The organism is Geobacillus sp. CCR (genome assembly GCF_052906625.1).
Map to the genome: position 1 here is coordinate 1 of NZ_JBREBQ010000056.1, position 11,872 is coordinate 11,872.

The window sequence follows — 11,872 nt, forward strand, 5'->3', positions numbered from 1 at the left end:
TGAGTGTCTTATGCTCTAGCGGCGAAGTGGACACGCCTCAAAGAATAAGGATTGCTTGAAGCAGTCAAACTTCTTTGGAAGCCCCCACTTCAAATTTTCGCTAGAAAATTAAGTGGGGGTAGTTCACATCCTTGAAAATGTTCATTCGCCCATACATCAGCACACCGCCTCGATACACTTTGGCGTCAAAATAGATCAACAAGGCAATCGTCGCCGCTAAAAGCACAAGGCAAAGCGCCACTTCCCACCCCGGCACGGAAACGAGGCCGATGCGCAAAAACATGAGCATCGGAGCGAAAAAGGGAACAAACGAGGCGCCGGTCACGAACGCCGACTCTGGCGCATTCAAGCCAAACATCGCGATCATAAATGCAGCGACAACCAACATCATGACCGGCGTAATCGCCGGCTGCACATCTTCGACCCGGCTGACGAGCGAACCGAGCACGGCAAATAGCACCGCATACAAGAGGTAACCGAGCAAGAAAAAAACGAGTGCATACACAAATATCGATGCCGGCAGGTGGTCAAATCCGAGGAAACGCCACACTTCCTGCCCGCTCGTTTTTAACGCGGCGAAAGCGACGGCGAAAAAAACGAAAAATTGCGTCAAGCTCACAAGAGCAACGCCGATGATTTTGCCAAACAGCTGTTGGACCGGCGGGACGCTTGACACTAAAATTTCCATCACGCGCGACGATTTTTCCGTCGCCACCTCCGTCGCAATCATTCCTCCATACATCAAAACAAACATATACATCGCGAAAAGAAGGACATAAACTGGATTTTTTGCTGGTTGCCTTTCGACAGCTCCTCCACCCGCTTGTTGGCATAATCGCGGATATGGAAGCGCTCAAGCCAGCGGTCGATTTCTGGAAGAATATCCGTCTTCTTCATTCCACGCAACCGCCCTAAATACAAAAGCTGCTCTTGCACTTTCAGCTTCGGGTACAACCCGCGCTCTTCCGGCAAATAGCCGATCAGATGGCCTTTCGAGTCATCAATCGGTTCGCCTTGCCAACGGATCACCCCTTCCGTCGGGAGCAGAAGGCCTAAAATCATGCGAAAGGTCGTCGTTTTTCCCGCTCCGTTCGCCCCAAGCAATCCGAACATCTCCCCTTCTGGAACCGTCAACGTCAAATGGTCGACGGCCGTCGCCTGACCAAACCGTTTCGTCACCTCAATGATCTCTAAACTCATCCACATTATTAAAACGTGCAGTCTCAAAAAAAGTTTCAGACAGAAGCAGGAATTTGCCTATCAAACCTCTAAATGAAAGAGAAATGAATGATGATTCAGCGAAAGGAGATGGTGACATGCCGATGTATACGTTGACCGCTTTTGAGCGCGACGGAGAAAAATTGCTCGATGAAACGTTTGAAGCAGCCAATGATGAAGAAGCGAAAAAAATCGGTGAACAAAAGCTGCGCGAGCGCGGCTGTTGGGACAAAACACACCGTTGCGTCAATGCCAGCGGCAAGCTCATTTTATTTCACCGCTAATCAAAACACCCCGGGGTTGTTCCCGGGGTGTTGTTATTTATCCAAATATTTCCTTTAATATATTGATTTTCTCTTCCGTATATTCGGCGAAATGCTCGTTGTACACTTTCGGCTCTTTTGGGTTCGCCTGGCGGGTGATTTTCCGCGTTTTCGGATCGACGAATTTGCTTGATGCCCCGCAGCCAAGGCCGATGATCGACTGCTGCTCTTCCATGATCATAATGTTGTATATGCTCTCTTGACCTGGCAGCGCGTAGCCGACGTTTTCAAGGTTGCCGAGAATGTTTTTTTGTCGATACAAATAGTAAGGGACATAACCGTGTTCCTTTGTCCATTCTTGGGCAGCCTTCATCATCGCCTGCACTTCCTCGCGGCTGGCGACTTTGTACTTTTGTTTGTTCTTTGTCATTTCCGACGCCCGTTTAAATGACAGCGTGTGGATGGTGAGCGATTCCGGCATGAGCCGCTCCGTCTCGGCGAGCGTATGCGTAAATTCCGCCAGACCCTCGCCGGGCAGTCCGATGATTAAATCCATATTAATGTTGTTCATACCCATTTGCCTTGCTAAATGAAACTTGTTGATCGTCTCTTCGACCGTATGATGGCGCCCGATCGCTTTTAACGTCTCCTGAATGTAGGATTGCGGGTTAATGCTGATGCGGTCGATCCGCCACTTTTTCAACACTTCGAGCTTCTCCGGCGTAATCGTATCCGGACGCCCGGCTTCGACCGTGATTTCGCGGACGCGGTCGACGTCTGGAAATACGTCATACATATGAGCGTACAGCCGGTCCATCTCGTCGGCCGTAATGCTCGTCGGCGTCCCGCCGCCATAGTAAATCGTTGTGATGCGGATGCCGCGCTCGCGCAAAAAGCGGCCGACCGCCTCCATTTCGTAATGAAGGCCGGCCAAAAAGGCGTCGACCGACCCTTGGCGGCCGTTGATGGCGTACGCCGGAAATGTGCAATAGGCGCATTTCGTTGGGCAAAATGGAATGCCGATATAGATGCTCACTTCGTGGGCCAAATCGTATAAATCCGGAACGACCGTGAGCTGACGATCCACGATCGCTTGCATTAATTCGATTTTTTCGTTTGTCACTAAATACTCTTCAGCCAGCTTCCGGTGCGCCTCTTCTTTCGAAAGGCCTGAGCGCAAAAGCTGATGAAGCAGCTTGACCGGACGAACGCCGGTCAGCACGCCCCACGGCTGAATGAGGCCGGTAGAACGCTCAAGCAACGTCAAATAGACATGCAAAACGGCGTTTTTCAGCTGTTTTTCGTACGTTTTCCCGTCAGCATCCGCCGGCGTGCTGCATTCATGACTCGCTTCCTCAACGCGCCCGGACGTCTTGTCGAGAAGCGTCCCAGAAACAGCGATGCACCCGTCTTTCTTGACGGAAAACATAACGGCCATATCGGCCTCGGGAAGCGGCGCGAGCGACAGCTCCGGCGCTTCGAAGAACAGCTCGGTCATCACTTCGAGCGGGCGCTGAAACCGTTCCGGATGCGGCAGTCCTTGAATTTCGATCCGCACGTTCATCACCTTTTCTTTCAAACTTCTTTCAGTGTACTGAACGGCTGTTTCCTTCGTCAAGCGGAAGAATGCACCTTTGCCGCCGACTTTATGGAAATGACTCTCGCCCGGCCAACTAGATTAAAAAAGCCGGGCATTCGCTCCGGCCTCATTTTTATGATTTTCGTGAAAACGGCAAGCGCCAGTTGTCCGCTCACGGTTCGCTCCCCGCTCAAGCTGCTTACTGTTTCGTTTTGAGTTTTTGCAAAAACTCGATCCGTTGCTGTTTGCGGAAATGTTCTTTCACCATGTAGGCGACGCCGAGCTGTTCGTTCGAACGCGTCACCCAGTCGGCCGCCCGCTTCACCTCAAGCGGTGCGTTCCCCATGGCGACGCCGAGCCCAGCCGCTTCAATCGCCGGCAAATCGTCAAGGCCGTCACCGATCATCACCGTTTCTTTCAACGATACGCCGATATGTTGAGCCAGCCGGCGCAACCCCGCGAGTTTAGACACTCCTTGCGGGACAATTTCCATTTTTCCGTTTGGCTGCATAATCATATCAATGGACGGAATCGATTTCGTCAATAAAGCGGCCGCTGCATCCCTCTCTTCGTCTGTAGCAAAATATACATCAATTTTCGGCACAGCGATCGGTTCGTCGATCAGCACATCGCCAAGTGAATCGACAAATTGGGTCGGATAGAAAAACGGGTCGCTTGAGGAGAGAACCGTTTGCACGACAAGGTTTTTCTTCACTTTCTTCCGATTGCCGAGCGAATACCGCTCATGCATGAGGCGGATGTTGCAGTTGAAGTTTTCCAAAATTTGCACGATATTAAACGTCCGCTCCTCAGGGATCACGGCGTCAAACAGCCTATCATCAAGCGTTCTGGCAATCATCGCTCCTTGGAATGCAATGAGCATCCCATCAAGCCGCAGCGCTTTCGCCACTTTGCGGGCGGAAAGCAAATTGCGGCTCGTGATTAACGTAACATAAACTCCTTTTTTCTTCACATAGTCGACCGCCTCTTTTGTTTCGCGCGGCAGGCGGCCGTTGTTTTTTAAAATCGTTCCGTCAATGTTGAGCGCCAACAGCTTATACACGGCTGTCTCCCCCTTTTGTCCGTCTCAACCTCTCTTGCCGCCGCCAGCAAGCTGGCGGCGGCTTTGCATTCCTTATCATTTTCATGACTATGACGAAACGGACAAAAAAAGAACACCCGACCGGGTGTTTTTCCTATCTTCCTTCCATGAATGAACGGTGCAACTCCTCAAGCGGCTTCATGGCGATTTGCTGAACCTCGGCAATGGTCATGCTCATTTGCTGCTCGAGCGCCATCAGGCGGGCGAGTTTCTCGTTTTGCTGGGCGAGCGCCATCGCCTTTTGCGCCTGTTCGATTTCATCAGGCAAAATGGCCGCCCCGCGCATCTGTTTTTCATGGAGCTGAAGCTGGATGTCGCGGACATTCGCGAACATTCGATAGGCGGTTTCATCTCGGCGGACATCTTCGTATGCCCGTTTCAGCTGCTGAAACGGCTCGCTCGCCCGAATCGCCTGCTCAAGCTGTTTAGCGAGCGCATGAAGGGGTTCAGACATAAAAAGAGCCTCCTATACGAATATCGTTCACGTTCTAACGTATGCGCCATCTGGCGGCGATATGCCACAGCCTACAGCCATAAGCCAATGACGCCTTGAACGGCGCCGATCAGCCCGCCAAGCAAAGCGCCCAAATACGTAATCATCTTTAGTTCACGGCGGGCGATCGATAAAATGATCGCTTCCAATCGTCGTAATGAAAACGACTCCACTTGGTCGCGGACAATATCCGCCAACCCAAGCTGTGCAACAATCGCCTCGATTTTGTCGCTTAACAGGCAGCTGACCGTTGCCGCCGCCTGCGGGATGAGGCGGTCAAACAATGGTTGCTCGTACGGAGCGATCAGCTCATCAAGCGGGCGATGCAGCCAGCTGCCGCTTTGCACCAAGCGGCGGGCAGCCGACCGCACCGCTTCATCGATGCGCCGGCGGCCGATCATCTCTTCCACGGTTGCGAGCGGATAGTCCAACCATTTGTTCCACTCCGTCCAAAGAAGGCGGGAGAGCACCTCTCTTGTGCCAGCATGGCGCAAAAATTTACCGAGCTCCGCCTGCACCTTATCGACGAAATTGACATTGCCAAGCAACATCTGCAGCATATTTCCAACCATCCCGCGCTCTTGGAAAAAACGCTCGATCATGCTGGAAATCTGCTGCTTTCCCTCCTCGCTGCGAAAGTAGTCAAGCGTCCTGTCGGCCAAATAACCCGCTAGACTTTCGACGCGCGCTTCCATCGTCTGCTTCAACTCCGCTGGCAATACATCGCGTATCGGCCGCAGACGCCACGTTTCGCTCCACCGTTCATACGCTCGCTCAGCTTGCTCGGCCGCCATCGCTTCGAGCCGCTCGGCGGGAGAGCGAATACCGAGGCGTTCAAGCAACTCAGCCGGCGTTTCTTTGCGCGCAAGCCACTTTCGAAGCCATTCCCGCCCCCACTCGGCCATCTCGGCCGTAAAGGACGGATCCATGAGTTTGCGCCGCAATCCTTCCGGCGTCACCAAATGCTCCACGACCGTTTTCCCGAGCTGTTCGGCCAGCTCCCGCCGCCGCTTTGGAATCAATCCCGGCGTAAACGGCAGCCGTTTTCCAAACACGTACATCGGCTCATATGGGCGAAACAGCATCACGATGGCGATAAAATTCGTCACCCCGCCAATGAGCGCCCCGACCGCCACCATAAACAGCAAATAAACGAACGTTTCCATCCTCTTCTCCTTCCGTCCCCGCCGCTGTCACCAAACGGCGTCCGTCATCATACGATGGCGATATAAACGTTTGCCTAATTGTTCATTATAGAGCTTGCCTGACGAATGCGCAAATGAGGGACTGCGATGAGCAAACAACGAACGATGGCTGTGCTGACGGAAATCAATGAAACAAGTGAACGGGCTGCCTTTGGATCCATCCATCATTTTTGCGAGGAATTGGCGGCATATGCTAGAAAGCGTGGTCTCTTTTTTTACGTGTCCTCGCCGGCGCTTTACTTAGAGGGAGTCGGCTATCAGTGGACCGAAAGCGGATGGGGCAAGCGGGACGTGCCTCCAGCCGATGTCGTTTACAATCGCCTTCACTCGCGCAAGCTCGAACGCTCCCCTTTGTTTGCCGAGCTGCTCGCTCGGCTTGCCGAAGAAAACGGGATGATGTTCAACCATCGCTTTTTGCATAAATGGGAAGTGCACTGCCATTTTGAGCGGCACGAGTACTTGCACCCGCACTTGCCGAAAACGGCGCTCTGGAGCGGTCAACATACGCTTGAGGCGTTCCTTGACGCTTTCCCATCCGTCTTTCTCAAGCCGATCTATGGCAGCCAAGGGCGAGGGATTTTCTGCCTCCAACATTCGGACGACGGAATTTGTCTTCGCCATTCCACTTCCGCTTCAACGGCCGTATATCGTTCGATGGACGCTTTAGCTTCCGCTTTGCGGCAACAAATCCGAACGCCGATGATCATCCAACAAGGGCTTGAGCTTCGCACCCTCGACGGCCGCCCGGTCGATTTTCGCCTGCTTTGTCATCGCGCCCGCCACAATGATTGGCGCGTCACTTCCGCCGTCGCCCGCGTAGCGCCGCCCGATCAGTTTGTCGCTAACCTTGCCCGCGGCGGAGAACTGATGGCGGTCAATGATGTCTTGCGGAAGTGGTATACGAGAGCTGACGCGTTCCAGCAAAAACAGCTTCTGAAAGAAATCGCACTGGAATCCGCCGCCGTTCTCGCCTCGGAAGCGGAGGGACTGTATGGAGAGTTTGGCGTTGATCTTGCCATTGACATCCATGGCCAGCCGTGGATCATCGAGGTGAATACGAAGCCGTCGAAACAGACGGATATGGCCGCTTCCTACCAATCGGTCCGCCCGTCGGCGAAGGCGATCATCGACTATAGTTTGACATTGATGGAGGAAAAGGAGTGAACCGTTTTGCTTTCACTCGGTTTTGTCACCCTTGACGAACAGCAAGACCACACGTATTGCACTGAGGTGGCGAAATGCGCCAGACGCTACGGCATTTCCGTCTGCCGCTTTTCGCCGCTTGGCATCGATCCGCAGACGGAAAACGTCCGCGGCTTTCTCTTTCAAGAGGAAACGAACGAATGGACAAACGCCGTCTTTGCCATTCCGCCATTTTTATATGACCGCTGCTTTTACGGCAATGATGAGCGGTCCAAAAAAGCAAAACCGATTATGAACTGGTTGAAGCAGCGGCCTGACCTCACGTTTTTAGGCTATGGCCTGCCGGGCAAATGGGACGTATATGAAGCGCTCTCCTCTCACCCGCTCTTGTCCGCATACGTGCCTCCGACTGTCCGGCTTGAGCGCGCCGATGATGTGCTTGCGCTTCTCCGCCGCGAACAAGCCGCCATCGCCAAGCCGGTGCACGGCTCCGGAGGACGCGGTATTTGCATCTTTCAAAAGAAAGGGAAGGCGCTGTCCGTCCAAGACAGTCACGGTCAAGAACAGGCCGTCATTGCCCGCCGAAGCGAGCTGGAACAGCTCCTCGCCTCTTGGAGCCGCCGCGGCGAGTATGTCCTGCAGCCATTGCTTCAGCTATCGACCCCGGAGGGTGAACCGTTTGACCTCCGCATTCTTTTGCAAAAGGATGAAAACGGACGCTGGGTGGAGCGGGTGCGGGCCGTGCGAGTCGGCCGACCGGGGGCATGGGTGGCCAACGTCCGCGCCGGCGCGGACATTCGTCCGTTTTCCGAGTGGCTCGACCGCCTTTCCTCTTCAAAACGTCTCTTCGTGCTCGATGGCGTTGAGACGATCATCCGCACGCTGCCAGTTTATATGGATCACACGTTCGGTCCTTTGTTTGAAATCGGCTTGGATCTTGGTGCAACCGACAACGGGGCGGTGTGGATTTTGGATGTCAATTCCAAGCCGGGGAGAAAAGTGGCGCATCTTCTGCCCCCGGAGCAACAAAACGAACTGTACGAAGCGCCGCTTCGGTATTGCTTGTTTTTGGCCAGAGGAGGAAAAGCCAATGACCTACACGTTGATCATTGACGAACAACAAACAAATACGGTGATTCTTCCCGCCACGCTCCAAGCATCTAGGCAAACATCAGCCGCGTTCGGCAGCCTTGTCACCCCATGCCGGGTCATTTCTTCCCCCCGTCTTGTCGACCGTGTGATTGTGGCGCATGACGTTGCCCGATGCTTGTCGATCCCATTTGCCGCTGACGTTCATGTCTTTTTGACCGATGAAGCTGTTCACTTCGGGCCGCTTGTCGGCATTTTGACCGCCGGATTCACAAAGTCGCTCCACCGCCCGGTCGGCAGCCGGAGCTTCTTTTTTGCCAAGTTGCTGGCGCAAGAAAAGCAAGTCGGCGGATTTGCCTTTTTGTTTGGCGCGCCCCATATTGACTGGGAAAACGGCATGACGAACGGCTATTTTTACACAGAGCGCGGCTGGGAACGCCATACGGTGCCGTTGCCGAATGTCGTTTACAACCGGCTGCCAAACCGGCGCGTCGAAAAGGAGGAAACGTTTCAAACGATGACGAAGACGCTGCAAACCACCTACGGCATCCCGATCTTTAACGGGTGTTTTTTCAACAAATGGGACATTTACCGCCGGCTCGCTGCCCATCCGAAGGCGCAGCCGTATTTGCCGGCGACGTCCGCCCACGTGACGCAGCACACCATTGAGCAGTTTCTTGCCCGCTACCGTGAAGCGTACATCAAGCCGGCCGACGGCAGCCTCGGCCGCGGCATTTATCATTTAGCGAAAAAAAACGCCTATGAATGCCGGTTCCGCGATGAAAGCGGAGAAATACAAACAGTGCTGTTTCCCACCGCCATGGCGGTGTGGCATCATTTGCTCGCCCATGCGCCGCTTCACCGCTATGTCATCCAACAAGCGGTTCCGCTTCTTGCCGTCAACGGCCGACCGGCTGATTTCCGCGTTCACGTTAACAAAAACGAACACGGCATATGGCAAGTGAGCGCCATCGCCGCCAAAATCGCTGGAAAACAAAGCATCACGACCCATATGAACAGCGGAGGCATCGTCAAAACGCTGGAAGAAATTTTCCCGGATGCCGCCGAGCGCGAAATCATGCTCGCCCGTCTTTCTGACGCCGCCCTTACGCTCAGCCGTTGCCTTGATGAAGCATCAGAAACGTTGATCGGCGAAATCGGTTTTGACCTTGGTGTTGACCAACAAGGAAGGATTTGGATGTTTGAAGCCAATTCCAAACCCGGACGGTCGATTTTTAAGCATCCAAAATTAAAGGACGCAGACGAACGAACAGCGCGGTTGCCGCTCGCTTACGCCGTCCACCTCAGCAAAACAGCCATCACCGAACCCGAGGCGCTTTGGCCATGCTGACGATCGGCTACCGTCCTGACACCGGCGAGTGGGTGTGCAACAGTCCGGGCGGCCCTTATCGATTCGGCAGCGGCTGGGTTGCTCCCGCCGCTGTCCTTCCCGATCTCGTCTTTCCCGTCCGCGAGCAAGATGGACGGGTGGGACCGCTCGTCGGCGTGCTGATCAGCGCCTCGTCCCTTTCCGCTTTGCTGGCTGGGAAAAAGCCGTGGCTTGAAACCGTCATCCGCTCCATCCACAAAGCCGGCGGCATCTCCGTCGTCAGTGCGGCCGCCGGCATCGGAGAGAAAACGGTCTCCGGATATCTATTCGTTCCGACGCTTCATCGTTTCATCGAAGCGGCCGCTCCACTGCCCGATGTCGTCTACAATCGAGTAAAAAGCCGCGAAGAAGAAGAAAGCGAGCCGTTTCAAACGGCGGCTGCCCAGTTGAGCGCCCATGGCGTTCCACTTGTCAACCGCTCTTTTTTCCGCAAATCGGACGTTTATGACGCGCTGCGGTCCGACCGCCGGCTCTGGCCGCATCTATTGCCGACGGCGCCTGTCCAAACAGCGACCGATCTTCGCGCTTGGCTCCGCCAATACAGCTGCATTTACTTGAAGCGGGATGACGGCGCCAGAGGAATGGGGCTGTTTCGTCTCACCGCCTTGTCAGAGACGGAAGCCATTTGCGAATATCCGGGCGGCCAAAAACGGTTCTGCTCGCTCGATGCGCTCGCATCACTCATTCAGTCCGGCCGCTACATCGCCCAAGCATTGGCTGAAACGGACGAGTGGAATGGACGCCGCTACGATTTGCGCGTGCTCGCCCATTGGCACAACGGCCGCCATACGATCACCGGCATCGGTGTTCGTTCGGCCGACGTCGAGTCAGTGACGACCCATGTGTTTCATGGCGGAACCATCCTCCCGTACAAAGAAGTCAAGGAACGCATCGATGAAGCGGCGCTCGAGCGGCTTATTGCCTTGAGCGGCGCACGCCTTGGCGAACGGTTTGGCTTTGTCGGCGAGTTTTCCGCCGACATCGGCGTCGGAAGCGAACAGCAGCTTTACATTTATGAAATCAACGCCAAGCCGATGGTGTTTGATGAGCCGGAGATTGAGGCACGGCGGCTTGAGAGGCTCAATCAGCTGTTTGCCGAGCTCGCTCATCGTACGCCATAGCTAGAAACTGGCCGCTGTAGCGAAGCGCCTGGCGGAACACAGCATCAACCGCTTGTTTGGCGGCTCCATTTAAGCTTTGGCAGACGTTCTGGCATAACATCGCTTTTTCCCACTCAGCCGCCGCCATGGCTTGCAAGAGATCACAACGAGGTGCGCCTGCTTTGCTTTGCTCTCTTTCCGCTCGACCGTCGGCGTTAGCCCCAGCAACTAAATAATGCACGTATTGCCAAAGTTTACGCTGCCGCTCGGCTTCAGCCAAATAGACCGCCCATGCCTCATCCGTTTCCATCTCAGCGAGCTGCCGGGCTTTTTCTTCCGCCGCGGCGGTTGTTTCGAGCAATTTTTTGATCAGCATGATCATCGCGTGCCGCCCCTTTCTTCCCGCTTGTCCTCTTTCATCCATATGAATGGCATGGATAGCGTATGCCTCTTTTGGACAAACTTTAGGAAAAACGATGAGAGGAAGGAGCGAGATGATGGAACGAAATGAAGCCGAGCGCCGGGATTCATTGTACGAAGGACGCGATGAATACTATATGGACATCGACCGCATGATCAACGAAGGGATGGCCGGAGGTGCTGTGTACGGCCACGGCGATGACGTCAACATTGAGGAAGCGCGCGATCTTGTCAAAGAAGAGCCGCCGTACGAAGCCGGCCAGTAAACGGAGCCGATTTTCCCGCCTCGGGAAAGTCGGCCTTTTGTTTTATGAAGCCTCTCCGCTAATGCGTTAGGCAGGGATCGTTCGAAACGACCGCTGTTGGCCAAGCCGCCCGTTCATCCTGCGGCTTTCCCGCTTTCATCCGTGTGAGTAAAATATTTGTGGGTGACATTCAGGAATGATTCCCCGACGAGGGTTGCGAACTTTTGTTCGCGACGCTCGTCGGGGCCACCAAGCGAAGCGCGGTAGAAAAAAGCAAATGTCATGCAAAAAGGACTCTCTCCCTGCTATGATGGTGATTGTCAACATCAACCGAAAACAGGAGGGAGAGAGTCCATGAAACATCTTACCACAGAATGGCCTTTATTAAAAGAGCTGGAGGAACAATTCGTCAGAACTCTTCAAAAGGTGTTCGCTGTCTTGTTGGCGGCCCTTTTGGAGGAGATTGATCAACAACTGGCGGAAGCGCGGGACAAGCGCCGGTATCAGCTGAAAGACAAACGGCCGACTACGATCCAAACGCTGTTTGGAGAAGTGACGTTTCGACGGAACTACTACTATGATCGGCAGGCGGGGGCGTATACCTTCTTGCTGGATGCCGAACTGG

At 54.3% G+C, this 11,872-nt stretch carries 12 protein-coding genes and 2 pseudogenes; 7 read left to right on the top strand and 7 right to left on the bottom strand.

Translation table 11 applies throughout. The annotated features are described in order from the left end of the window. Positions 1-100 precede the first annotated feature (100 nt). A pseudogene (locus ACVBDQ_RS16820) lies at positions 101-787 on the bottom strand (ABC transporter permease); the annotation flags it as partial. After that, positions 772-1,200: pseudogene (locus ACVBDQ_RS16825) on the bottom strand (ABC transporter ATP-binding protein); the annotation flags it as partial. The pseudogenes ACVBDQ_RS16825 and ACVBDQ_RS16820, both read right to left, overlap by 16 nt. Positions 1,201-1,316: 116 nt before the next feature. Here ACVBDQ_RS16825 and ACVBDQ_RS16830 point away from each other — a divergent pair. After that, the gene (locus ACVBDQ_RS16830; protein ID WP_014194986.1) at positions 1,317-1,502 is read left to right on the top strand and encodes a YhzD family protein; all 186 of its coding nucleotides are present in this window, start codon (positions 1,317-1,319) and stop codon (positions 1,500-1,502) included. A gap of 37 nt (positions 1,503-1,539) precedes the next feature. Here the strand turns inward: ACVBDQ_RS16830 and ACVBDQ_RS16835 are convergent, their stop codons facing one another. The 4 genes from ACVBDQ_RS16835 to ACVBDQ_RS16850 all read right to left on the bottom strand — a co-directional run bounded on the left by ACVBDQ_RS16835 (position 1,540) and on the right by ACVBDQ_RS16850 (position 5,821). After that, on the bottom strand, positions 1,540-3,045 hold the full coding sequence (locus ACVBDQ_RS16835; protein WP_031206558.1) for a coproporphyrinogen III oxidase: 1,506 nt from the start codon (positions 3,043-3,045) through the stop codon (positions 1,540-1,542). Positions 3,046-3,259: 214 nt separating this feature from the next. Beyond that, positions 3,260-4,123, bottom strand: coding sequence for a Cof-type HAD-IIB family hydrolase (locus tag ACVBDQ_RS16840; protein ID WP_011230145.1), 864 nt, complete (start codon positions 4,121-4,123; stop codon positions 3,260-3,262). A gap of 133 nt (positions 4,124-4,256) precedes the next feature. After that, positions 4,257-4,616 carry a YlbF family regulator gene (locus ACVBDQ_RS16845; RefSeq protein WP_011230144.1) on the bottom strand — a complete coding sequence of 120 codons (360 nt, stop codon included), beginning with the start codon at positions 4,614-4,616 and terminating at the stop codon, positions 4,257-4,259. 71 nt (positions 4,617-4,687) lie between these two features. After that, positions 4,688-5,821, bottom strand: coding sequence for a DUF445 domain-containing protein (locus tag ACVBDQ_RS16850; RefSeq protein WP_011230143.1), 1,134 nt, complete (start codon positions 5,819-5,821; stop codon positions 4,688-4,690). Positions 5,822-5,947: 126 nt separating this feature from the next. Between ACVBDQ_RS16850 and ACVBDQ_RS16855 the strand changes: the two genes are divergently transcribed. Genes ACVBDQ_RS16855 through ACVBDQ_RS16870 form a run of 4 tightly spaced genes read left to right on the top strand, consistent with a single transcriptional unit; the run spans position 5,948 to position 10,603 of the window. After that, positions 5,948-7,024: a YheC/YheD family endospore coat-associated protein gene (locus ACVBDQ_RS16855; protein ID WP_011230142.1), complete on the top strand. Its 1,077-nt coding sequence runs from the start codon at positions 5,948-5,950 to the stop codon at positions 7,022-7,024. 6 nt (positions 7,025-7,030) lie between these two features. Further along, complete coding sequence (locus tag ACVBDQ_RS16860; protein ID WP_020278974.1) at positions 7,031-8,116, top strand: YheC/YheD family endospore coat-associated protein; 1,086 nt, start codon at positions 7,031-7,033, stop codon at positions 8,114-8,116. After that, entirely contained in the window at positions 8,094-9,443 is a 1,350-nt protein-coding gene (locus ACVBDQ_RS16865; RefSeq protein ID WP_011230140.1) for a YheC/YheD family endospore coat-associated protein, read from the top strand. Before ACVBDQ_RS16860 ends, ACVBDQ_RS16865 begins: the two co-directional genes overlap by 23 nt. Continuing rightward, positions 9,437-10,603 carry a YheC/YheD family endospore coat-associated protein gene (locus tag ACVBDQ_RS16870; RefSeq protein WP_011230139.1) on the top strand — a complete coding sequence of 389 codons (1,167 nt, stop codon included), beginning with the start codon at positions 9,437-9,439 and terminating at the stop codon, positions 10,601-10,603. The genes ACVBDQ_RS16865 and ACVBDQ_RS16870 overlap by 7 nt, the downstream gene beginning before the upstream one ends. Here ACVBDQ_RS16870 and ACVBDQ_RS16875 read toward each other — a convergent pair. Further along, positions 10,563-10,964 (bottom strand): hypothetical protein, encoded by a 402-nt coding sequence (locus ACVBDQ_RS16875; protein ID WP_011230138.1) that lies wholly within the window; start codon positions 10,962-10,964, stop codon positions 10,563-10,565. The genes ACVBDQ_RS16870 and ACVBDQ_RS16875 overlap by 41 nt on opposite strands. Before the next feature lie 115 nt (positions 10,965-11,079). Between ACVBDQ_RS16875 and ACVBDQ_RS16880 the strand changes: the two genes are divergently transcribed. Next, a complete protein-coding gene (locus ACVBDQ_RS16880) occupies positions 11,080-11,268 on the top strand; it encodes a hypothetical protein (protein ID WP_011230137.1) in 189 nt (62 codons plus the stop codon). 333 nt (positions 11,269-11,601) lie between these two features. Next, a partial coding sequence (locus tag ACVBDQ_RS16885; protein ID WP_446663360.1) for a UPF0236 family transposase-like protein occupies positions 11,602-11,872 on the top strand: 271 nt, incomplete at its 3' end.